Source organism: Roseovarius aestuarii (assembly GCF_019966515.1).
GTDB classification, from domain to species: Bacteria; Pseudomonadota; Alphaproteobacteria; order Rhodobacterales; family Rhodobacteraceae; genus Roseovarius; species Roseovarius aestuarii.
The window spans coordinates 70857-93393 of sequence record NZ_JAIMIB010000008.1; the positions used below are offsets into that span (position 1 = coordinate 70857).

24 protein-coding genes and 1 riboswitch are annotated in these 22537 nt (G+C 61.2%); of the genes, 6 read left to right on the top strand and 18 right to left on the bottom strand.

The window, feature by feature from the left end:
• Window positions 1–131 precede the first annotated feature (131 nt).
• Window positions 132–1730, top strand: a complete 1599-nt coding sequence (locus LC334_RS11410) for a phosphoenolpyruvate carboxykinase (RefSeq protein WP_085800673.1) — start codon at window positions 132–134, stop codon at window positions 1728–1730.
• A gap of 28 nt (window positions 1731–1758) precedes the next feature.
• Here LC334_RS11410 and LC334_RS11415 read toward each other — a convergent pair whose 3' ends face one another.
• From LC334_RS11415 to LC334_RS11435, 5 genes are read right to left on the bottom strand one after another with little or no spacing between them, the layout of a single operon-like run.
• The gene (locus LC334_RS11415; protein ID WP_085800674.1) at window positions 1759–2544 is read right to left on the bottom strand and encodes an SDR family NAD(P)-dependent oxidoreductase; all 786 of its coding nucleotides are present in this window, start codon (window positions 2542–2544) and stop codon (window positions 1759–1761) included.
• A complete protein-coding gene (locus LC334_RS11420) occupies window positions 2541–3359 on the bottom strand; it encodes an ABC transporter permease (protein WP_085800675.1) in 819 nt (272 codons plus the stop codon). The genes LC334_RS11415 and LC334_RS11420 overlap by 4 nt, the downstream gene beginning before the upstream one ends.
• Window positions 3360–3368: 9 nt before the next feature.
• On the bottom strand, window positions 3369–4187 hold the full coding sequence (locus LC334_RS11425; protein WP_085800774.1) for an ABC transporter permease: 819 nt from the start codon (window positions 4185–4187) through the stop codon (window positions 3369–3371).
• A 51-nt stretch (window positions 4188–4238) separates the two neighbouring features.
• Window positions 4239–5399 carry an ABC transporter substrate-binding protein gene (locus LC334_RS11430; protein WP_085800676.1) on the bottom strand — a complete coding sequence of 387 codons (1161 nt, stop codon included), beginning with the start codon at window positions 5397–5399 and terminating at the stop codon, window positions 4239–4241.
• A gap of 33 nt (window positions 5400–5432) precedes the next feature.
• Complete coding sequence (locus LC334_RS11435; protein WP_085800677.1) at window positions 5433–6554, bottom strand: ABC transporter ATP-binding protein; 1122 nt, start codon at window positions 6552–6554, stop codon at window positions 5433–5435.
• A 123-nt stretch (window positions 6555–6677) separates the two neighbouring features.
• Here LC334_RS11435 and LC334_RS11440 point away from each other — a divergent pair, with 123 nt between their 5' ends.
• Window positions 6678–7466 (top strand): helix-turn-helix transcriptional regulator, encoded by a 789-nt coding sequence (locus LC334_RS11440; protein WP_085800678.1) that lies wholly within the window; start codon window positions 6678–6680, stop codon window positions 7464–7466.
• Window positions 7467–7491: 25 nt separating this feature from the next.
• Here LC334_RS11440 and LC334_RS11445 read toward each other — a convergent pair whose 3' ends face one another.
• The gene (locus LC334_RS11445) at window positions 7492–11073 is read right to left on the bottom strand and encodes a hydantoinase B/oxoprolinase family protein (protein WP_085800679.1); all 3582 of its coding nucleotides are present in this window, start codon (window positions 11071–11073) and stop codon (window positions 7492–7494) included.
• A gap of 119 nt (window positions 11074–11192) precedes the next feature.
• Here LC334_RS11445 and LC334_RS11450 point away from each other — a divergent pair, with 119 nt between their 5' ends.
• Both LC334_RS11450 and LC334_RS11455 read left to right on the top strand, forming a co-directional pair.
• A complete protein-coding gene (locus tag LC334_RS11450) occupies window positions 11193–11609 on the top strand; it encodes a TIGR01244 family sulfur transferase (protein ID WP_085800680.1) in 417 nt (138 codons plus the stop codon).
• 6 nt (window positions 11610–11615) lie between these two features.
• Window positions 11616–12350 carry a 2-dehydro-3-deoxygalactonokinase gene (locus LC334_RS11455; protein WP_085800681.1) on the top strand — a complete coding sequence of 245 codons (735 nt, stop codon included), beginning with the start codon at window positions 11616–11618 and terminating at the stop codon, window positions 12348–12350.
• A 7-nt stretch (window positions 12351–12357) separates the two neighbouring features.
• Here LC334_RS11455 and LC334_RS11460 read toward each other — a convergent pair whose 3' ends face one another.
• From LC334_RS11460 to LC334_RS11475, 4 genes are all read right to left on the bottom strand, one after another.
• Window positions 12358–13320 carry a sensor histidine kinase gene (locus LC334_RS11460; RefSeq protein WP_085800682.1) on the bottom strand — a complete coding sequence of 321 codons (963 nt, stop codon included), beginning with the start codon at window positions 13318–13320 and terminating at the stop codon, window positions 12358–12360.
• Entirely contained in the window at window positions 13305–13994 is a 690-nt protein-coding gene (locus LC334_RS11465; RefSeq protein WP_085800683.1) for a response regulator transcription factor, read from the bottom strand. The genes LC334_RS11460 and LC334_RS11465 overlap by 16 nt, the downstream gene beginning before the upstream one ends.
• 2 nt (window positions 13995–13996) lie before the next feature.
• Entirely contained in the window at window positions 13997–14308 is a 312-nt protein-coding gene (locus LC334_RS11470; protein ID WP_085800684.1) for a hypothetical protein, read from the bottom strand.
• Between the two features lie 137 nt (window positions 14309–14445).
• Window positions 14446–15519: an Mrp/NBP35 family ATP-binding protein gene (locus LC334_RS11475; protein ID WP_085800685.1), complete on the bottom strand. Its 1074-nt coding sequence runs from the start codon at window positions 15517–15519 to the stop codon at window positions 14446–14448.
• A 248-nt stretch (window positions 15520–15767) separates the two neighbouring features.
• Here LC334_RS11475 and LC334_RS11480 point away from each other — a divergent pair, with 248 nt between their 5' ends.
• Complete coding sequence (locus LC334_RS11480) at window positions 15768–15989, top strand: DUF1127 domain-containing protein (protein WP_085800686.1); 222 nt, start codon at window positions 15768–15770, stop codon at window positions 15987–15989.
• Window positions 15990–16297: 308 nt separating this feature from the next.
• Here LC334_RS11480 and LC334_RS11485 read toward each other — a convergent pair whose 3' ends face one another.
• From LC334_RS11485 to LC334_RS11495, 3 genes are all read right to left on the bottom strand, one after another.
• The gene (locus tag LC334_RS11485) at window positions 16298–16561 is read right to left on the bottom strand and encodes a hypothetical protein (RefSeq protein WP_223412961.1); all 264 of its coding nucleotides are present in this window, start codon (window positions 16559–16561) and stop codon (window positions 16298–16300) included.
• 103 nt (window positions 16562–16664) lie between these two features.
• Window positions 16665–16854, bottom strand: a riboswitch (cobalamin riboswitch).
• A 104-nt stretch (window positions 16855–16958) separates the two neighbouring features.
• The gene (locus LC334_RS11490; protein ID WP_085800688.1) at window positions 16959–17714 is read right to left on the bottom strand and encodes a DsbA family protein; all 756 of its coding nucleotides are present in this window, start codon (window positions 17712–17714) and stop codon (window positions 16959–16961) included.
• 4 nt (window positions 17715–17718) lie between these two features.
• Window positions 17719–17898, bottom strand: a complete 180-nt coding sequence (locus LC334_RS11495; protein WP_085800689.1) for a zinc-finger domain-containing protein — start codon at window positions 17896–17898, stop codon at window positions 17719–17721.
• Between the two features lie 74 nt (window positions 17899–17972).
• Here LC334_RS11495 and LC334_RS11500 point away from each other — a divergent pair, with 74 nt between their 5' ends.
• Entirely contained in the window at window positions 17973–18902 is a 930-nt protein-coding gene (locus LC334_RS11500; RefSeq protein WP_085800775.1) for an ABC transporter ATP-binding protein, read from the top strand.
• A gap of 137 nt (window positions 18903–19039) precedes the next feature.
• Here LC334_RS11500 and LC334_RS11505 read toward each other — a convergent pair whose 3' ends face one another.
• The 5 genes from LC334_RS11505 to LC334_RS11525 all read right to left on the bottom strand — a co-directional run bounded on the left by LC334_RS11505 (window position 19040) and on the right by LC334_RS11525 (window position 22536).
• Window positions 19040–19489, bottom strand: a complete 450-nt coding sequence (locus tag LC334_RS11505; RefSeq protein ID WP_085800690.1) for a DUF1203 domain-containing protein — start codon at window positions 19487–19489, stop codon at window positions 19040–19042.
• Window positions 19490–19589: 100 nt separating this feature from the next.
• Window positions 19590–20402 (bottom strand): ion transporter, encoded by an 813-nt coding sequence (locus LC334_RS11510; protein WP_085800691.1) that lies wholly within the window; start codon window positions 20400–20402, stop codon window positions 19590–19592.
• A gap of 92 nt (window positions 20403–20494) precedes the next feature.
• Window positions 20495–21244 carry a hydroxypyruvate isomerase family protein gene (locus tag LC334_RS11515; RefSeq protein ID WP_085800692.1) on the bottom strand — a complete coding sequence of 250 codons (750 nt, stop codon included), beginning with the start codon at window positions 21242–21244 and terminating at the stop codon, window positions 20495–20497.
• A 2-nt stretch (window positions 21245–21246) separates the two neighbouring features.
• On the bottom strand, window positions 21247–21948 hold the full coding sequence (locus LC334_RS11520) for an SDR family NAD(P)-dependent oxidoreductase (protein WP_085800693.1): 702 nt from the start codon (window positions 21946–21948) through the stop codon (window positions 21247–21249).
• Between the two features lie 6 nt (window positions 21949–21954).
• A complete protein-coding gene (locus LC334_RS11525; RefSeq protein WP_085800776.1) occupies window positions 21955–22536 on the bottom strand; it encodes a DUF1285 domain-containing protein in 582 nt (193 codons plus the stop codon).
• Window position 22537: the final 1 nt, after the last annotated feature.

Genomic DNA, 22537 nt, shown 5'->3' on the forward strand with positions numbered 1-22537 from the left:
GTTCAATACCGAAACCGTCATGTTAATAGGCCCGCAAATGGCGGTACGCATCGCCACACCAGCGCCATTTTCGGCACCTACAACCTTGCGATCCCGCGGTTTGGGCGGGCACGATACAGGAGCAACACCATATGACATTCGGACGGGTAAACCCGCAATTCCGGCTTGAAGATCAGGGGATCGATGGTTTGGGTAATGTCACGTATAACCTGATCGAACCGGCGCTGATCGAGATTGCGCTGAAGAACGGCGAAGGGAAACTGGGTATCGGTGGCTCGTTCCTAGTGACCACCGGAAAATTTACCGGGCGTTCTCCGAAGGACAAACATGTCGTAAAGACCGACAGCGTTGCCGACACGATCTGGTGGGACAACAACGCTGCGATGTCAGCAAAGGGTTTCGATGCGCTCTATGACGATATGCTCGCCCATATGAAGGGTCGCGACTTTCATGTGCAGGATTTGGTCGGCGGGGCGGACCCGGCCCATTCGATCAATGTGCGTATGGTAACTGAACTGGCATGGCATGGGCTTTTCATCCGCACTATGTTGCGCCGTCCGGATCGCGAGGATCTGGATGATTTCACCGCCGATTTCACCGTCATCAACTGCCCCAGCTTCCAGGCGAGCCCCAAGAAGCACGATTGCCGTTCGGAAACCGTGATCGCGATGAATTTCGACCGCAAGCTGATCCTGATCGGTGGAACGGAGTACGCGGGTGAGAACAAGAAATCGGTCTTTACTCTGCTGAACTACTTGCTGCCGGACAAAGGCATCATGCCGATGCATTGCTCGGCCAACCACGCCAATGGCAATGCGGTCGACACGGCCATTTTCTTTGGCCTTTCTGGCACCGGGAAGACGACGCTCAGCGCCGATCCGGCGCGCACGCTTATCGGCGACGACGAACACGGCTGGTCCGATCGTGGCACCTTCAACTTCGAGGGGGGGTGCTATGCCAAGACCATCAACCTCAACCCCGAGGCCGAGCCCGAGATCTACGCCACCACGACCAAGTTCGGTACTGTGATCGAGAACATGGTCTATGATGAGGAAACGCTGGAGCTGGATTTCGAGGACGATTCACTCACCGCGAACATGCGCTGCGCGTATCCGCTGCACTACATCTCGAACGCCTCGCAATCGGCCATCGGGGGCCATCCGAAGAACATCATCATGCTGACCTGTGATGCCTTTGGTGTCCTGCCGCCCATTTCACGGCTGACCCCGGCGCAGGCGATGTATCACTTCCTCTCGGGCTTCACGTCGAAAGTAGCCGGGACCGAGCGTGGCGTGACAGAGCCGGAACCCACCTTCTCGACCTGTTTCGGGGCTCCCTTCATGCCGCGCCGCCCCGAGGTCTACGGCAACCTTCTGCGCGAAAAGATCGCCAAGCATGGCGCCACCTGCTGGCTGGTCAATACCGGCTGGACCGGTGGCGCTTATGGCACCGGCTCGCGCATGCCAATCAAGGCCACCCGGGCGCTGCTGACCGCCGCGCTGAACGGATCGCTCAGCAAGGTCGAGTTCCGCAAGGACGAAAACTTCGGCTTTGAAGTACCCGTGGACGCACCCGGCGTGCCCACGGTCCTGCTGAACCCGCGTCGTACCTGGGACAAGACCGACAGCTATGACCGTCAGGCCGCGAAACTGGTGCAGATGTTCGCGGATAATTTCGAGCAGTATTTGCCTTACATCGACGAAGATGTGAAAGCAGCCGCCATCGGTTGAACTGGCAGAGGATGCACCCGGTGGCGTGTCAGATAGATTCGCCACCATCAATCACCAGCGCGTGGCCGGTCATGAAAGTAGACATGTCAGAGGCCAGAAAGAGGATGGCTTCGGCAATTTCATCGGTGGTGCCCCAGCGGCCCATCGGGATGGACTGATCGATATAGGTTTCCAACGCTGCCCGGCCGCCCATCTGCGCCTCGAATCCTGCGTTAAAAGGCGTGTCGATAAACCCGGGGCAGAGCGCGTTGAAGCGTATGTTGTGCCCTGCATAATCTGCAGCCATCTGCCGGGTCATGGCGACGATCGCGTGTTTCGTCGTTGCATAGGCGATCATCCCGCGATCGAACTGTACACCTGAATTTGAAGAGGTGATGATGATACTGCCCCCACCTTGGGCCCTCATCGGGCCAACGGCGGCGCGCGCGGCAATAAAATGCGACCGCACATTCAACCGCCACGACAGATCCATGTCGTCAACGTCAACCTGTTCCAGATCGCCTTCAGCCTGATACCCAGCGTGCGAGTGCAGAATATCCAGCCGCCCGAAGGTGGCGGCCGTATCGGAAATTGCGGCTGTCAACGCGCCGTCGTCCAACACATCCAGCGGCAGGGCGGTGGCCTCTGCGCCGCTGGTGGTCAATGCGTCTGCCACCTCAATGGCCTTGTCGGCAACCAGATCGGTAACAATGACATGCGCGCCCTGCCGGGCCATCGCCTCGGCCCCGGCGCGGCCAATACCTGACCCCGCGCCGGTGACCAGCGCTACCTTGCCCGCGAGTAGCGCTGAGGGTGCCACAGTGTCAGGGCTCATGTCCCCTTCCTTTCCCCGCGACGCAGCAATACCTGTGCTGCGATCAGCAGAATCAGCGAGATAGCCAGAACCATGGTGCCAATGGCGTTGATCTCGGGCGTGACCCCGCGGCGGATCGACGAGAATACATAGATCGGCAGCGTGGTTTCAGACCCGGCGACAAAGAAGGCGATGATGAAGTCGTCAAAGCTGAAGGTGAAACTCAGCAGGAACCCCGCCAGCACGGCGGGAAAAATCATCGGCAGCGTGACCTGCCGGAACGTACCGAAGGGCGTGGCGTATAGGTCCGAGGACGCCTCGGTCAGCGCCCGATCCATCCCCGCCAGCCGGGCGCGCACGATGATGATCACCAGCGCCATCAGGAACATCGTATGCGCCGCGATCAGCGACCCCAGCCCCATGCTCAGCTTTGGTGGCCGCGCACCCTCGGGCCAGAGCGCGGCCAGCATCGGGTTAAGCTGATCAAAAAGCGTGACCAGCCCGATGAGCGTGGCGATACCGATGACGATACCGGGGATCATCACCGCCACATAGATCAGCATGTCGAACGCCATGCGCACCGGCCCCTTGACGTCCTGCAGTGCCAGCGCTGCCATTGTGCCGAAAAGACTGGCCAGCAGGGCCGAGGTAAAGGCGACCAGCAGGCTGGTCTGCAACGCATCCATGACGAAAGGGTTGGCCAGCGCTTTGCCATACCACTTAGCCGAAAACCCCTGGAGCTGGCTGGCGTGACGCCCGGCGTTGAAACTGAAGAGTGCGATCACCCCGATCGGGATGTAGAGGAAGAGATAGACGCAGGTGGCATAGATCCGCATCGCGCGCCCTCACATGATCGACACGTCTTCGCGCGATGCGCCAAGACGGTTGATGAGGCGCATATAGATGGTGACGGTGATCAGCATGACGATCACAAGCGTCACCGCCACGGCCGAACCATAGGCCCAGTTGCGCGATTGCAGGAAAAGATCGACCAGCGCGTTGCCGACAAAGAACACCTTGCCGCCCCCCAGCAATGCGGGGATCAGGAATTCGCCCATCAGCAGGATGAAGACCAGCATGCAACCGGTCGCAATGCCCGGGATCGACAGCGGCAGGGTGATCTGCCGGAAGGTGTTCCACCGGGTCGCCCCGAGGTCCGATGCGGCCTCCAGCAGGCGCTTGTCCAGCCGGTCAAGGCTGACGAAGATCGGGAACACCATCAGCGGCAGGTAGCCGTATATGATGCCCACCAGCACCGCGAAGGGGGTGTTGATCAGGCGCACGCCCTCGATCCCGATCCAATCCAACAGCGCGGGCAATCCGCGCCCGCCCAGCAGGAAGATCCACGCATAGCTGCGGATCAGGATCGAGGTCCAGAACGGCACGATCACCAGCACCAACAGGATTGTCTTCCATTTCGGGTCGACCTTCACCGCCAGGAAATAGGCCAGCGGATAGGCGATCAGCAGCGCTGCCAGCGTGCCCACCGGGGCCAGCGTCAACGTGTTTTTGAACGCCGTCCAGCGCGCCGGCAGATTGGCATATTGTTCAAAGGTGAAAGCGGGCACCACACCCCCGGCGGGCGCCCGCTCTCCAAAGCTGAAGACAAGAACGACTGTCAGCGGCAACAGCAGCATCACCAGAAACCAGGTTCCGGCGGGCATCAGCAAAAGCCAGGTGCGGGTGCGTCGCGTCACGGTGTTCTCGCCAAACGATCAGGCCGACTTGAAACGCGCCATCAGCTCGGCACGGTTTGGGTCGGTCAAGGTCACGGCAGCACCGAATTCCAGTGCGTTCAGCAGATCCGCCGCCGGATAGAGGATTGGATCGTTCAGCAACGTCTCGGGCAGCAGCTTGTTGGTATGCGCATCCGCCGACGGATAGCCATGCGCCAGCACCTCCTTGGCATTCACCTCTGGGTCCAGCAGGAAGTTGATCAGCGCATAGGCGGCATCCATATGTGGTGCCCCCTTGGGAATGGCGTAATAGTCCGACCAAAGCTCGCCGCCCTCGACCCCCAGCACATAGGCGATCTCGGGTATGTCGGTATTCAGCTGCTTGCCATCCCCGGTCCAGCACATCGTCATCCAGGCATCACCATTGCGCATCGACGGCTGGTAATCCGACGAGATGGCAAAGAGATGCGGCTTGGCGTCGATCAGCAGTTTTTCCGCATCAGCCAGTTCATTCTCGGCCACCGAATTGAATGAATAACCGAAATATTTCAATGCATTGCCGATGGTGGTCAGCTGATAGTCATGCACCATGGTTCGGCCCGAAAAACTGTCCATCGTGGTGTCGAAGAAATCCTTCCACGAGGTCATCGCCTTGCCGTCCGTATGGCTGGTATTGACCGCGTAACCGGTGGTGCCCCAGTTCTTGGGCACCGCATAAAGCGTGCCGTCAACACTGCCCGCCTCGGCATAGCGCGGGTCAAAGGCGGACGGGTCGTAATTCGGCAGCCGCGCGGTATCCAGCGGCTCGATCAGGTCTTCGCTGACATAGGTGGTGATGGTGTAGTTGGTGGGCACATAGACGTCCCAGCCGCTGCCCCCGGCCTGCAACTTGGCCAGCATCTCCTCGTTCGAGCCAAAGACATTGACCTGCACATGCGCGCCGGTCGCCTCGGTGAAGGCATCGAAATTATCCGGGTCGTGATAGTTGGGCCAGGTCGCCAGAATGACCCGGTCGCCAATATCGCCGGCCGCAAAGGCCGGGCGCGGGCGCAACCCGGGCACCGCGCCGGCCAACACGACACTGGCCGCGCCAAGACCGGTGACATTCAGGAAATGCCGCCGCGTGACCGAGCCTTTGTGGTAGCGCCGGAATTCCTCCATGAATTTCTTTTTCGAGATGTTGTCAGGTGTCTTGGTCATAACTTTCCTCCCAGTTGGTTTGGTCCTTCATTATCAATTCCGCTCAAGAACAAGGGCGGCGCTGGCATCCCAGGACGCCAGCAGGGTGTCGCCCGTCTCAAACGGGCCATCGGCTAATTCACTTTGTCGCGGGGATAGCGCCAGGAACTCGCCAAGCTCCTGATGTTTCACCAGATATTCGGTGTGCTCGCCCAGAAAAATTCGGTTCTGCACGATCACCGGCAACCCCTCGCCCTCGCGGGTCAGCGCCACCTGTTCCGGCCGCACACTGATGCAGACCGCATGCCCCACGGGCAGGTCGGTGGCCATGCTGCCCTCCAGCACATCGCCATTCGCCAGCCGGACCGAGGCCGACACGCCATTGGCCGTCACCAGCGTGCCGTCAAAGAAATTCGACGACCCGACAAAGCCTGCCACGTAGCGGCTTTGCGGATGGTCATAAAGTTCGCGCGGGCTGCCGATCTGAACGATCCGGCCATCGCGCATGATGCAGATGCGGTCGCTCATCGACAGGGCCTCTTCCTGATCGTGGGTCACCAGTACAAAGGTGATGCCCAGCTGCCGCTGAAGGTTCTGCAACTCGATCTGCATTTCCTTGCGCAGCTTGCGGTCCAGCGCCGCCATCGGCTCGTCCAGCAACAAGAGCTTGGGCTCATTGACGATCGCGCGGGCCAGGGCAACGCGCTGCTGCTGCCCGCCCGACATCTCCCAGATGCGGCGGTCGGCAAACCCGCCCAGCCGGACGATGTCCAGCGCCTTGCCGACCTTCTGGGCGATCTCCGCCTTGGACAGCCGGGGCCGGCGCTGACGCAGCCCGTAGCCGATATTCTGCGCCACGGTCATATGCGGGAAAAGCGCGTAATGCTGGAACACCATGTTGACCGGGCGCTGATGCGCCTCGATGTCGTTGACCACCTCGCCGTCCAGCAGAATCTGCCCGCTTGACGGCGCCTCGAACCCCGCCAGCATGCGCAGCGCGGTGGTCTTGCCGCAGCCCGACGGCCCCAGGAACGACAGGAATTCCCCCTCGGCAATGGCAAGGTTCAGGTCACTGGCCGCGACCACATCGCCAAACCGTTTCGACACGGCCCTGAATTCTGCAACTGGCGTCCGGACTGCCTCGGACAGCGCCCCGCCATATCCCGTCTGATCCATTTATGGTTATCTTTTTCCCATCGGGTTAGTACTATCTGTTTTGGAAAAACTATAAGAAAATCCGTTTTCGCTGTATATACCACGAATTTAGTAGATCAAATTGGGTAACTGGGGCCGGACAAGATGGAAAACTGGATCGACGCGACCGCCCCGGTGATCGAAACCATCGGCACCGACCGATTTCCCGAATGCCTGTCTCATCTGCTCAAGGAAATCGCGCCCTATGATTACACCGTCATCTTTGGCTATCACGGCGCGGCCCGGCCAATGGACCTGTTTGACGATTTCCCGAAACAGAAACGCAAGATCTTTGTCGAGGATTATCAGGAGGGGCCGTATCTGCTCGACCCGTTTTACCTCGCCTGCGAAAACGAGGTGGCATCGGGGCTGTATCGCATCCGCGACCTGGCGCCAGACAGGTTTTTCCAGGGCGAGTATTTTCGCAGCTACTATGTCCGCACCGGGTTGGCCGAAGAAATCGGATTTTTCATCGAGATGCCCGATAATGCCATTGTCGTCGTCTCCCTTATGCGCGAAGAGAAAGCATTTTCTGCCAAGGAAATGCGTCAGCTTCGCATGATCTGGCCCATCGTGCAGTCGGCCTGCTGGCGTCATTGGCAAGGGTTGTCAGCGCGGTTTGGCGAAGGTGGGCAAACGTCAGAAGGGACGCGGTTGGACCAAAGTGTGGAACGGGCCTTTCAGAACCTTGGCGAAGGTATCCTTACCCCGAGGGAGCGCCAGGTGGTGGAATTCACTCTCAAAGGACATTCTGCGGATGCGGTTGGGCGCTTGCTGGAAATCTCGCCGGGGACAGTGCGCATCCACCGGCGAAACGTCTATGCGAAACTGCGCATAAGATCACAGGGAGAGCTGTTTTCGAAATTCATCGACACGCTTGTCGTCGAGCCTTGAGATTGGTCGAAATTTCGATATTTCCTTACTGATCGCTCTTACCCCAGCCGCCGCCGCCCGGCGTTTCCATGCCAAAGGCCGCGCCTGCGGGCAGGTCGATCTCGCCATTGCCGGGCATTTCGCGGACCTCTCCATCCGGTAGTTCGGCCCAGTTGCGCCCGACCATGCCCGGTGCGCCGCCATCGCCGCCAAAGGGCGGGATGATCCGGTGATTGCTCAATGTTGTAACCGTGACCGGGGCCAGGAACCTGAGTCGGCGGATCAACCCGTGCCCGCCACGCCATTTTCCAGCGCCACCAGATCCGGGGCGGACGGTGAATTCCTCCAGCCGGACCGGAAAGCGTTTTTCCAGAATTTCAGGATCAGTCATGCGGGTATTGGTCATGTGGCTCTGGATTGCGTCGCACCCCTGAAATCCGGGGCCCGCACCGGTGCCTCCGGCGATCGTCTCGTAGTTCTGGAAGTCATCATTCCCCCAGACGAAATTATTCATAGTCGCCTGTGATCCGGCAATCACACCAAGTGCCCCGTAAAGCGCGTTGCAGGTTGCCTGGCTGACCTCGGTGTTGCCCGAGATGACCGCCGCCGGATAGACCGGGTTGAGCATCGAGCCATCGGGCACGATCACCTTGAGCGGCGTCAGGCAGCCCTGATTAAGCGGGATTTCCGCGCCGACCATGGTGCGGAACACATAGAGCACGACTGCATAGGCGATGGATTTCGGCGCGTTGTAATTGCCCGAATGCTGCGCCGAGGTGCCGGTGAAATCAATCGTGGCTTCGCGCGCGGCGCGATCAACGGTAACCTTCACCTCGATCACCGCGCCGTGGTCCATCGGATAGGTGAACTGTCCGTCACGCAGCCGGTCTATGACACGGCGCACGCTTTCCTCGGCATTGTCCTGAACATGGCCCATATAAGCGGTCACCACGTCGATGCCGTAATTGTCGACGACTTTCAGCAATTCCTGTCGCCCGGTCTCGTTGGCCGCCACCTGCGCCTTCAGGTCTGCCATGTTCTGGCTGATGTTGCGGCAGGGATATCTGCAACTGCCCAACAGCGCCTCGGCCTCGGCCTCCAGAAGCGTGCCGCGATCGACTAGCTTGACGTTGTCGATCAGCACGCCCTCTTCGTCGATATGGCTGCTGTCGGGCGGGGCGCTGCCCGGCGTGCGTCCGCCGATATCGGCGTGATGCCCGCGCGAGCCCAGCCAGAAGGCGGCTTTGCCCTCCACGAAAACCGGCGTGATGACGGTGACATCGGGCAGATGCGTGCCGCCGTTATAGGGCGAGTTCAGCATGTAGGCATCGCCCGGCGCGGCATCGGGATTGAGCCGCATGATCGTCTTGACCGCATCGGACATCGAGCCCAGATGCACCGGCACATGGGGTGCATTGGCGACAAGATCGCCCTGATCGTCAAAGATCGCGCAGGAGAAATCGTAACGTTCCTTGATGTTGACCGACCACGAAGTATTGGCCAGCGTCGCGCCCATCTGGTCGGCCACGGACATGAAGAGGTTGTTGAACACTTCCAGCAGCACCGGATCGGCCTGTGTGCCCGCTGCGCGGTCGCGCGCCTTTTCGGTCGCGCGTTCCAGGATCAGATTGCCCATCGCATCCACATGCGCGGCCCAGCCCGGTTCAATCACATTGGTGCCGGTGGGTTCGGTGATGACCGCCGGGCCGCTGATGCGTGCCGCCGGGTCCAGCCCGTCGCGGTCGTAAAGCGGCACGTCCCGCCACGCGCCATCGGCATGCATCGCAATATGCGCCACCGGCTGACCATCGCCCGACGGCAGGGCGGGGCTGGGGGCCTGGCCGGTCTGGCCGATCGCCTCGACGCTCAGCATGTCAAAAAGGATCGCGCGCTCGGGCGAATGGAACCCGAAGCGCTGCTTGTGCGCGGCCTCGAAATCCGCCTGCATCTGATCCGGCGCGCCAAAACCGACATCCAGCGGCTGGTGCGAGCCATCATAACGCAGATGCGCCCGGCGCAGGATGGTGATGTTCTCAATGCCTTGTCCGGCAACTTCTGCGCGGGCTTCATCAGCAATCCTGTCCAGCGCGCGTTCAGCCTGATCGACGACGTCCAGTGGCGCATCCATCTGGACCTCGCGCAAGGCACGGATTTCGGCCAGTCCCATGCCATAGGCGCTGAGAACCCCCGCATGAGGATGGATCAGAACCTTGGTCATGCCAAGCGCGTCGGCCACCAGGCAGGCATGCTGCCCGCCCGCGCCGCCGAAACATTGCAGCGTATAGCCGGTCACGTCATGGCCCCGTTGCACACTGATCTTCTTGATCGCATTGGCCATGTTGTCGACGGCGATGCGCAGAAACCCCTCGGCCATATCCTCGGGCGAGCGTTCCTCTTCGCCGGTCTCGGCGGCCACATCCCGTGAAAGGGCCGCGAATTTTTCGCGCACCACGTCGACGTCCAGCGGCTGGTCGCCCTCAGGCCCAAAGACATGCGGGAAATGATCGGGGTTGAGCTTGCCCAGCATCACGTTGCAATCAGTCACCGCCAGCGGTCCGCCGCGCCGATAACAGGCCGGGCCCGGATCGGCCCCCGCACTTTCGGGACCAACCTGAAACCGGCCATCCTCGAACTTGCAGATGCTGCCGCCGCCCGCCGCGACCGTATGAATATCCATCATCGGGGCGCGCATCCGCACCCCCGCCACCTCGGTTTCGAAACTGCGTTCGAAATCGCCCGCGTAATGGCTGACATCAGTCGATGTCCCGCCCATGTCGAAGCCGATCAGCCGGTCATGCCCCGCCGCTTCGCCGGTTTTGACCATGCCGACGATGCCGCCAGCCGGACCGCTGAGGATCGCGTCCTTGCCCTGAAACAGCGTCGCATCGGTCAGCCCGCCCGAGCTTTGCATGAACAAAAGCGCATCGCAGGCCCGCCCCATATCCAGCGCACTGGCCACCTGATCCACATAGCGCCGCAGGATCGGCGAGAGGTAAGCGTCGACCACCGTGGTATCGCCGCGCCCGACCAGCTTGGCCAGGCGCGACACCTGGTGGCTGGTGGTGATCTGGGTAAAGCCGATCTCGGCCGCCATCCCGGCCACGCGGCGTTCGTGATCGGGGTTCAGGTAGGCGTGCAGCCCGGCAATGGCCACGGCGCGAATGCCCTTGTCGAAACCCGCCTGCAGCGTGGCGCGCGCGGCATCTTCGTCCAGCGGCTGCACCACCGCGCCCTCGGCATCCAGCCGTTCGTCGATTTCGGCGACGTCCTCATAAAGCAGATCGGGCCGTTTGATTTCCAGGTCGAAAAGCCGAGGCCGGGTCTGATAGCCGATCAGCAGCAGATCGCGAAACCCCTTGGTGATCAGCAACAGCACCCGCTCGCCCTTGCGCTCCAGCAAAGCGTTGGTTGCGACAGTCGTGCCCATCTTGACCGCGCGGATCGACGCATCGGGGAAGCTGCCGCCAACCCCCATCACCTCGCGAATGCCCTGCACGGCGGCATCGCGGTAGCGTTCGGGGTTTTCCGACAACAGCTTGTGGGTATGCACCACGCCATCCGGATCGAGTGCCACGATATCGGTGAATGTCCCGCCCCGGTCGATCCAGAATTCCCATTGCCCGCTCATCGTCGCCCCCCTTGAATACGTCCCGCCACGTTTGGCACCGGATGCACGAATGTCAACGCCAGTGGATTGATCTTGGCCCCCGATTTTGCGCATATGTGCGACAGCCAAAGGAGCACGCTATGGATCTGCGCAAAATCACCGATGATTTCACCGTGTCGCCGCAGATTGAAGCGAGCGACATACCGGCCATCGTTGCGGCGGGCTTCCGCTCGATCCTGTGTAACCGGCCTGATGGGGAAGAGGTGACCCAGTGCTGTTTTGACGATGTATCCGAGGCTGCGGCAAATGCCGGTCTCGAGGTGCGGTCGGTCCCGATCACGTCAGGTGTAGTGACGCCTGATGATCTGAAGGCATTCAACGCAGCCCTCGATGAAATGCCGCGCCCGGTGCTGGCCTATTGCCGGTCTGGTACGCGCTGCACCATGCTATGGACCATCGCGCAGTATGGTCAGGTTGAGCCGGAAGAAATCCTGACCCTGACTGGTCAGGCGGGCTATGACATGTCCGGAATCCTGCGCCAGCTGTCGCAAAGCTGATCCGGGGTGGAACCTCCCACGTGGATAGCCATTGGCCGCGATGGCAGCGGGGCCCGGGGCTTTTCCTTTGCTGGTGACACGCTCACAGGTGAGGCGCACGCCGCGAATGAGACACACCTGCTTGAGAAGCTTGGAGCTAACGGCGCACCCTTGATTCGCATAGGCGATGGCCCGGCCTCGATCGTACCATGTGCGGTGCTGCCCGAGGCCGGGCGCGGCCTGCCGGTCATCACCCAGACCCAGCCTGCGGATGTCATGGGCGGTTGGGCCCGGCTTTGGATCGCGGGTTATCTGGCGCGGTATCAGGATTGGGACGGGGTGCTTTGTGTCGCCGATGGTGATATCAGCCATTGGGTGCATCTCAGCGCGGGCGAGGTCGTCAGCTTCGCCTCGTTTCTTACCTTACGGCTGATATCTTTCCTCGACGGCGCCGCCAGCCCCGACCCGCAGGCGATGGCCGACAGCCAGAGCCGTCCGGAACGTCTGGCACAGTATCTGCGTCAGGCCGAGGTGGCGGGCGATCGCCGGGCCCTGACCGGACACCTGATCGGAGCCGAACTGGCGGCATCACGGGTGTATTGGCTGGGGCAACAGGTCGGGGTGATCGCGCCCGAGGGCGACGGATCACCCCACGCCAGCGCTCTTGCGGTCCAGAATGTGCCGCTGACGATCCATACACCAGAAGACCTGATCCCGGAGGGGCTGATTGCCCTAGGCCGCAAACTGGGCCTGGCCGGATAGGAGCGTGTCAGCCTGCAGGAAAGCTGACCTCAAAGCCAGCGCCCGCCTGACAGGGGATCAGCCGGATTGAGCCACCCCGTGCCTGCAACATGGTCTGCACGATCGCCAGCCCCATGCCGGTGCCGCCGCCCTCGCGCCGCGTTGTGAAAAACGGATCGAAAATGCGCGACCGGTTGCCCGCTGCGATCCCCTTGCCATTGTCGCGCACCTGAAATCCAAGCGGCTGCGCCCGGATCTCCAGCCGGTCTGCGCCATGCGCCAGTGCGTTGGCTGAAAGATGTTCGAGGATCACCAGCAGCGCCGGTTTATCCATCGGCAGCACTACATCGCCCTCCAGTGTGACCGGCAATCTGACGCTCGGATCGATCTCGGGCAGCAATTCGGACAGTCGCGACGGCCCCGGGCCCACCGGCTCGCGCGCCTTAGACAGCTTTCGCAATGCTTCAAGCTGTTCCTGCATTTGTGTCGTGGCAGTCAGGATCGTCCGGGTCAGGCGTTGGTGGTCTTCCGGCTCTATCTCTCCATCTAACAGTTCAGCCGCGCCCTTGATGCTGGTCAGGGGCGATTTCAGCTCGTGGGTCACGTGGTTGGAAAAGGCGCGCAACCCGGCCTCGCGGTTGTTAAGCGTCGCACCCATCTCAAGCACCGCCTGCCCAAGGGCGGTGATCTCGGGCGTGCCGAAATGCGGGGGCAGGGGGGTATCGTCGCGCCCTTCGCGCACCGCGTTGGCATGCGCCGTCAGCGCATAGACCGGGCGCAACACCAGCCGCCACAGCAAATACCCCAGGATTGCCGTGGCAATCACCGCCATCCAGAAGATCAGCCAGACGGTTTCCCCCCAGCCCAGAATATTGCCGGCCAGTTTGAAATAGCCGATCCCGACAAGCGGCAGGCACAGGACAGCGGCCAGCGCGCCGCCAATGACCAGCGCCAGGGGCGGGCGCCATTTGCGTCTTATCGGTCCTGACATGGACCCATCCTTATGCCGACCCCGTGCACGGTTTCGATGGCACCGTCGCACCCTGCCTGCGTCAGCTTGGCCCGCAGGTTGCGCAGGTGGCTGTCCAGCGTCCGGTCCGAGACATGGATCGACGGGCCATAGACCGCATCCACAAGCTGCGCCTTGGTGGCGACGTGATCGGGGCGCGCCATCAGATGGCTCAGCAGGGCCATTTCCCGGCTTGTCAGGGTCACCTGCTGCCCGGCGACCGTGCAGTGGTGACGCTCCGGGTCGAGCCGCAGCACGCCCCTGCTAAACGGCTGCGCGCCGTTGGCGGCACCCGGCGTTGCGCGTTTCAGGATTGCGCGGATGCGCGCAATCAACTCGCGCGGGGAAAACGGTTTGGTAACGTAGTCATCGCCGCCCAGTTCCAGCCCCAGCACGCGGTCGATCTCATCGTCGCGGGCGGTGAGAAAGAGGATTGGTGTCTCATGCTCGGCCCTGAGTTCCCGGCACAGCGCCAGCCCGTCCATCTCGGGCAGGCCGATATCGAGCACGATCAGATCGGCCTTGCCGCGTCTGGCCTTGGCCAGCCCTTCGGCTCCGTCGCCGGCCTCGCTCACTTCATAACCCACCTGTTTCAACGCGATGCGCAGCACATCGCGGATCTGCGGATCGTCGTCGATGATCAGAATATGTGTCATGGTCAGAGCGGCGTGCCTTGCTGCGGTAATGGTGCAAGGCTACGAAAAGCACCGGCTGCGTGAAAGTGCAAAAAATCTTCGTCCGCGCAGGAGACCTCGCTGGTGGCGGGATGCATCTCGGTTGCGTCTGACAGGCCCGGTACCTGTGCAATGGCGATAAGGCCTGCCAGCACCAACGCATGCAAGGCATAGCGCCGGGGCGTTGGCACAGCCTGCAACCGATCTGGCGTCGGGCCCGCGAATGTGATCGGGTCCAGCCACCAGCCATCCTGTCGAAGGCATCGTGGCACACCACGTCGAATACAGGTTTTCATCGTTTTGGTCCTCGTTCTTGCCTCTCCGTTTGGACAAGAACTAAAGGGCCAGCGTGCAGTGAAGGCCGGGTATTTGTGCAGTTTTTGCGCAGATTACACGGTGGTGGGCATTCCAGCCCGAAGTCTTGATTGCGGCCTTACACGATCCCACCCCGGATCAGCCTGTCGGCAAGCGCTGCATAAGCCTGAGCCATTGGGCCGTCACCCATGGCAATCGGTGTGCCGCTGTCTCCGGCAAGGCGCGTGTCCAGATCAATCGGCAGAGCACCGAGGAAGGGCAGGCCCAGCCGCTCGGCCTCGACCGCGACGCCGCCATGCCCGAAAATATGCGCTTCATGCCCGCAGTTGGGGCAGTGAAAGGTCGACATGTTTTCGATCAGCCCCAGCACCGGTGTCTTCAGCGTGTTGAACATGTCTATTGCCTTGCGGGCGTCCAATAGCGCCACGTCCTGCGGGGTCGAGACAATGATCGCACCCGAGGGTTCGGCTTTCTGGCAGAGCGTCAGTTGCACATCGCCGGTGCCCGGGGGCAGGTCGACGATCAGCACGTCCAGTTCGCCCCAGTTCACCTGAGAAATCATCTGCTGCAGCGCGCCCATCAGCATCGGGCCGCGCCAGACCACCGCCTTGTCCGGGTCAAGCATCAGCCCGATCGACATCATGGTGACGCCGTGCGCGCGGAGCGGCTCGATAATCTTGCCATCCGGGCTGGCCGGGCGCTGGCTGACCCCCATCATCCGGGGCTGTGACGGCCCGTAGATATCCGCGTCCAGCAATCCCACGCGCTGCCCGGCCCGCGCCAAAGCCACCGCAAGATTGGACGATACGGTGGATTTGCCGACGCCGCCCTTGCCCGAGGCCACCGCCAGAATGGTTTTCACGCTGGCCGGTTTCAGCGGCGTTGACTGCGGTTTGGGATGGCCGCCGATCTTGAGGCTGGGCGGTTCGGCGGGTTTGGCGGCGGGGCTATGTGCCGTCAGCGCGACCGAGACCTGCCCGACCCCCTCCAGTGCCGCCACGGCACGTTCTGCGGCGGCGCGCAGCGGCTCCATCTGCCGGGCGACCTCGGGGTTCGAGGCCTCGATCACGAAGCGCACCCTGTCGCCTTCAATGCTGAGCGCACGGATCATATCGCGTGACATCAGGTTGCCGCCGTCGGGCAGTTGCAGCTCTGCCAGCCGGGCTTCAATATCGCTTTTCGAAACTGTCATCTTTCGCCTCCGTCACACCTTTCGCCATAGGTCATGGTTTTTCTACAAAGGACAAGGGGCTGCGCGGAGTTAACTATAAAACCTATTTAAAATATGATGTTAGGTCAATCTCACCCATGCAAATGCTGCATAGCAGCATTGTTTGACTCGGGGGTTGTGCACCTGCAGCATCGGCGTATCTATACCCCAACAGCGCGCGGCAAGCCAATTGGATGCCGTGTCACCAACCAGACGCAAGGAGCCGAAAGATGGCATTTGCAACCGATACCCGCACCGCCACCGGCGGACTGAAAATTGAACTGAGCGCCGCGATCTACCGGCTGATGGCCCGTGTCACGGATTATCGCAGCTACCGTCGCACCGTGTCGGCGCTTTCGGATTTAGGCAGCCGCGAGTTGGCCGATCTGGGCTTAAGCCGCGCGTCGATCCATTCCACAGCCTATTCGGCCGTGTACGGCACCCGCGCCTGAGGCAAACCTAGCTGATGCGATACCCGCGAGACAAACCTACGGGTTCTCGCGCCACGGGTCACATAGCATCGGATGCCCTATCTTCTCCTCCCTGGGGGCATCTGGCAGCGGCGGCGGCACCTTCTCCTCCCTTGGGTGCCGCCGTCGACAATATCACTGATAAGATGCCGGGCTTGAGGCCCGGATGAAAGCACGAATGGTCGCGCCCTTCCTGCGATCAGACGTAGACAGGACGGTGGCACCTATCCCGACCCCCCTCGGGCGCCGCCGTCCTGTCGTTTTCTTCTCTCACGCGAGTTATCCGCTAACTAGTGCACCGGACGCGAGCGGCGGCGTACGGGCTGGGACATGCACCGCGTGGCATTGCGCAGATAGTCCACAAAGACCAATGCCGCGTCACTGCGAGCGCTCAACGCCTCGGGGCTGGTCAGCGCTGCGCGGGCGGCTTCGGGCGTGCCACCGCCCCGGGCGCAAAACGCCCATTCCAGAAACCCCATGCGGGCGGCTTGTGCCGCATCTGCGCCGGTCAGGTCGACGCTCTCCAACCCGTTCAGAATATGGCTTACGGTCATGTTCTTCTTCTCCCCGGCCACACCCCGGGCCGGATGGGGCGGAAGGAGACGGGGGGATTGCAGGCGTCCTGGGCCGTGGCAACCGTCCCCACCGCCCACCGCGGTTTGACGTTTCTCCAAGGCTGGTTTCCGGACTTGGCGGGTTTTTTGGATGCAGCGCCTTCCCAGGCTATCACGGCCCAGTGGTCTCTTGCGGCATCCCCCATCCTTACCGTTGCGGGGGCAGCGCCGGAATTGCACCGGCTTCCCAATTCTCCGCTCTGACAAGCGGCACCTCGGAATTTGACCTTGTCCGAAGAAGACCAACCTCGCAAGCGAAATTTAGGCGGGGGTGGTGAGGGTGTAAGACATGCTGTGCCCGGTGCCGCCCGTTAGCGCCGAGGGCTGGACGATGGCGTCAACAGATGCCCGGTTGCTGCGCGTTTCTTTCAGCCGCGATCAACCGTTCGACCAGTCGCCGGTCTACACCACCCAGTACCGCGGTGCGACCCACGACCAGCGCGGGTGTACCGATAAAACCAAACCGGCGGGCCAGGGCGGCGGATATCCGCAACTGACGTTCGGTTTCGGGTGCGGTCATATCGAGCAGCAGCTTTTCCGGGTCGATGCTGGCCTCGTCGGCCAGTTGCCCAAGATAGGCCGGGGTCGGTACGACCGGTGTCCCCATCAAGCGATGGTGAAAAGTGTCATAAGCGCCCTGAGCCCGTGCTGCCACGGCCGCCCGCGCGGCGATGGATGAGATCTGGCCCAAAAGTGGCAGCTCATGCCAGGTGAGCTGAACGTCGCCACCGGACGCCATCTTTGCCAGCATTGGGCTGGTCTTGCGGCAGTACATGCAGCGATAATCAGTGAAATAGGCAATCTGAATCCGCGCAGGATCGGGTGCCGGGCCAAAAAGCGCGGCGCAAAGCGCACCGTCGCGGATCATCAGATCATCGGTTTGTGGTGTAATTTGCGCATCAATACCCAGAAGCGCGATAGCGCCACCCGAAACTGGCCCGTCGGCAATCCGCCGGAAGCCTAGCATACCCGCAACCGGTTCAAACACCAAACCCGGTTCACTGACCCATCTGAGCAGCGCAGCACCGCCATAGGCCGCACCTGCAACGGCTGTGAGCCCTGCCAGCCGCAGGAGCGCACGGCGCGCTGTCACCAGTTCAGACTTTGCCCTCAAATTCCTTATGCACCATTTTGCAATCGCAATAGGGGCATTCGACCCATCCGCTGTCCTCGGGGATCTGCAGCCAGACACGCGGATGGCCCAAGGCGCCCTCGCCGCCGTCACAGCTGATGCGATAGGTGTCCACAATCCTGATTTCGGGGGCCTCGGTCGTCATCGGGGCGTTTCCTTTTGGCTGCAATTGAACTAGGTGCGACTATGAGCGATCCGCAGGGCGGGGGCAAGAGGAGCATGGGCTTGGACGCCATTCAAATCCGTGGGCTGGTGAAAACCTATGGCGGCCGCAAAGGCAGCCCGGAAAAGCAGGCGCTGAAGGGGATTGACCTGGATATCCCCAAGGGAGCCGTGTTCGGACTTCTGGGGCCAAATGGGGCGGGGAAATCTACCCTGATCAACATCCTGGCCGGGCTGGTGATCAAGACCGCCGGGCACGTGACAATCTGGGGGTTCGATCAGGATGTGAACCCGCGCCAGTCGCGGGCCTCGATCGGAGTGATGCCGCAGGAGCTGAACCTGGATCCGTTCTTTACCCCGCGCGGGGCGCTGGAGGTGCAGGCGGGACTTTATGGCGTGCCAAAATCACAGCGCCGCAGCGACGAAATTTTGCGTATGGTCGGACTTGAGGACAAGGCGCAGGCCTATGCCCGCACCCTTTCGGGTGGCATGCGGCGGCGGCTTTTGCTGGGTAAGGCGTTGGTGCACATGCCGCATATTCTGGTGCTGGATGAACCCACGGCGGGCGTCGATATAGAACTCAGGCAGATGCTATGGGAAAATATCCGCAAGCTGAACGCGCAGGGCATGACGATCATCCTGACCACGCATTATCTGGAAGAGGCTGAGGAGATGTGCGACGAAATCGCCATTATCAATCACGGCAGCCTTGTTGCCCGCGACAGCACCGCCAATTTGCTGGGGCGGCTTGATACCCGCACTATGCTGATCCAGCCCGATGCTGCAGTGGAAATTCTGCCCGAAGGTGCTGGGCTGGATGTTACGACCCGTCCTGATGGCGCGCTGGCGATTACCTACCAATCGCAACAGACCTCCGCCGAGGTGGTGCTTGAGGCGGTGCGCAGTGCCGGAATCCGCATCCGCGACGTCAAGACCGAACAGGCGGATCTGCAGGACGTGTTTCTGGACCTGACCCGCAGTCGCTGATCGGGCGGGCTGTTTCCTACCGGCGCGCCTGCGGCGCAAAACGCCAGTTCGCGTTCAGGCCACGCAGGCCTTGAGGGGCAAGCCCCTCAAACTCCCCGGCCATCGCGCATCTTGGCGTTGCATTGATCTGCGGCGTCTCAGTCCCGGTCGATCCGCGCCTGATAACAGTTGTTCCGCGAAGACCGCACATGCAGATAGGCAACATCCGGGTTGGCAAAAAGCTCTGCGGCGCGGGTTTCTATTTGCGTTGCCGGGGTGATCGCGCCGGTGCCATAGATGATCCGGTCGTCACGACCATAGGCCTTGATCAGGAAATCCGGGCTGGCCCTCAGCGTCGGGGGCACCTCCGGTTGCGATCCGTAGCCGTTGCAGGAATCGGCGCAGACAAAGATCGGCCCGGTTTCGGCATAGGCGTCGAGCGCGTCGAACGGACGATGGGCCACCAGCAGCATATCCGACCCCGGGGGGATGATCGTCAGGCAATGGCGGCATTGATAGCCACCGTCATCGGCAGTCTGGCGTTCCGGCGGGTTTCCATAGGCATCCGGCGCGCCACTTTGATAGGCGCGGGCTATGTCCGTAGGCATGGCTGTATATCTGATCTGCACCGGGTCACTCCTTGTTGATGGATGTTGCCCGATATGGCCAAAGTAGGCGTGCTCACGCGACCCGGAAGTTGCGCAATGTTCAACGTTTGCCGGCCTTGCCTTGCGCCTTGATCAGCGCCTCGATATCCGAGAGCCGTTTGAACACCTCGTCCCGGTAGGTATCAGTCTTTTCGCTGTCTTCTTCGTGATGCGCATCCTGCATCGAGTTTACGATCAGACCCACCAGAAGGTTCACCACCGCGAAGGTCGTGATCATGATGAAGGGGACAAAGAACATCCAAGCATGTGGATAGACCTCCATCACGGGGCGCACGATACCCATCGACCAGCTTTCTAGAGTCATGATCTGGAACAGCGAATAGCCCGACCGCCCCAGCGTGCCGAACCAGTCCGGGAAGGCCGCGCCGAAAAGCTTGGTCGCCATCACCGCGCCTATATAGAAAATCAGCCCCATCAGCAGAAACACCGACCCCATGCCGGGCAGGGCGTTGACCAACCCCTCGACCACCCGCCTAAGCGAAGGCGCGACCGAGACGACGCGCAACAGACGCAGAATGCGCAGGGCGCGCAGCACGCTCAGCCCCTGTGCGGCGGGCACCAATGAGATGGCGACAATCACGAAGTCGAAGATGTTCCAGCCGCGGCGAAAAAAGTTCAAACCCCGGGCAACGAGCTTCAGCGCGATCTCGACCACGAAAACACCCAGACAGATGGTGTCCAGCAGCAGGATCAGTGGCCCGGCACGTTCCATCACGATATCCGAGGTCTCAAGCCCCAGAATGACCGCATTAAAAAGGATCACACCAAGGATGAAATTCTGCACCGCGGGCCGGTCAACAAAGGCAGTTATGCGGGCACGAAGGGAGGGCGGGGGAGAGGCGCGTTCAGTCATACCCGCGCATATGGGGAGAAGGCCGCGTGGCGGCAAGATGGTTTGGCCCCGTCATGGCCGATTGTTGCCGGGCTGCCATGTCGGTCGCTGTCTCAGCGAATCCAGTCCAGCCCGTCTTCTGTCCGGCCTCTGGGATGATATTCACCGCTGACATATCCGCGATAGCCCTCGGCATCCAGGTGGGCAAAAAACGCCGGGTAGTCGATAATTCGGCTTGATGGTTCGTGCCGCCCCTCGGGGTCGGATACCTGAATATGCACGGTGTGATCGCGGCATTTATCCCATGTTGCCAGCATGTTGCCGATGATCTTATGGGCATGATAGGCGTCGAATTGCAGCCCCAGGTTGGGAGCAGCCACCTCGGACAGAATATCCAGCGCCATGTCGAAATCATTGAGAAAATACCCCGGCATATCGACCGTATTTATCGGCTCGATGGTCAGTTGTTGCTGAGGCGCATGCGCGGCGGCCCATCTCAGGTTTGCGACAAAGGTGCTGCGCGCGGCGGGGCCCTCTGCGGCGCCGGACATGATGTGAATAAAGTTGGACTTCAAGGCGCCGGCATATCTCATTGCGCGTTTGAAATCGTGCCTGAAGCGATCTTCGCCGCCCGGTATCGCGGCAAAGCCACGTTCGCCACCCGTCCAGTTAGGGGGTGGGGTGTTGATCAGGATCAGGGGTAAATTTCTTAATTTCAGTGCTTTGGCGATTTCATGGCGGGGTTCGTCATAAGGAAAGAGCACTTCAACCGCGTCGAACCCGGCATCTTTCGCCGCCGCGATGCGTTCGATAAAGGACAATTCCTTGAAAAGCATGGATAGGTTGGCAGCAAAACGCGGCATTCTCAGTAACTTTCAACCCAGGGCCGTAAGGTCAGCTCATCGCTCCAGGCAGAGCGGTCTTGCTCGATTAGCCCGAGATACGCACGGGCAATGGCGTCCGGGCACAACATGCTGTCGGGCCTGTCTGCGGCGTCCACGCGCTCTGGCCGTTTCGGATTGCGGATGCCACCGTCAATATTGATCCAGGCCACATGAATGCCCTTGGGGTGCAACTCGCGCGCCATCGCTTGCGCCAGGCCTCGCTGGGCGAACTTCCCCATTGCAAATGGCGCGGAATTGGCAAAGCCCTTGAACCCAGCTGACGCGCCGGTGAATAGGATGGTTCCGCGCACGTCCCCCGTGTTTTCCAGCATTTGCCGCGCTGCAGCCTGACCGGTCAGGAAGGCGCCAAAGGCGGTGACATCGATGGCGCGCCTAACTTCCTCGGCGTCAAGCTCTGCCACCGGGCCGCGCACCCGTGCGGACGGGTTGTAGATGACAACACGGGGAGAGGTGGGCAACCCGTCAAATAGCGAGGATATCGCTGCCGGATCAGTCGCATCCGCCGCCACGGTTCTCGCGCCGATCTCTTCGGATAAGGTATTGATTTTATTAATATCCCGTGCGGTTAGTACCAAGTCATACCCGGCCCCGGCCAGTACCCTTGACAACGACGCTGACAATCCGCTGCCAACGCCGACGATAACTGCTAGTGGTTTGCTCACGGCTTTTTATCCTTCCTTCAGCTCGTCAGAGGGGATCATGCGGAAAAACGCACCACCAGACCAGACGCCAAACCAGTTCTGATGATGCACTCCGATATCGACCAGACGATAGAAGCTCTTGCGATCCACCAGTGCCTCAAGCCCCGCGCGAACCATCAAATAGGGTGATGGCTCGCCGGTTTGAGGGCGCCGTTCCACCCGGATCGGATTGTCGGGGCCCGCGATGACTGCATCGCCCATGTTGGTCTGGAACGTAAGCTCCTGAGCGTTCGCCTCGCCTCTGGTGTCGAAATCAACCGCGACAAAGGGTGCGTCGTCGACTGTGATTCCGACCTTTTCCACCGGCGTGACCAGGAAATAATCTTCGCCTTCGCGTTTCAGGATGGTCGAAAACAGCCGCGCCAGCTCAGGTCGGTTAATCGACGTTCCCTGATAATACCAGGTTCCGTCACGCGCGATGCGCATGTCCAGATTGCCGCTGAACTCGGGATTCCAAAGGTGCACCGGTGGCAACCCTTTGGTTTTGGCGGCCCGGACCGTGGCAGCAATGCCTTCTGCTGACGAGGTTGTTACGTATTCTTTGCTCATT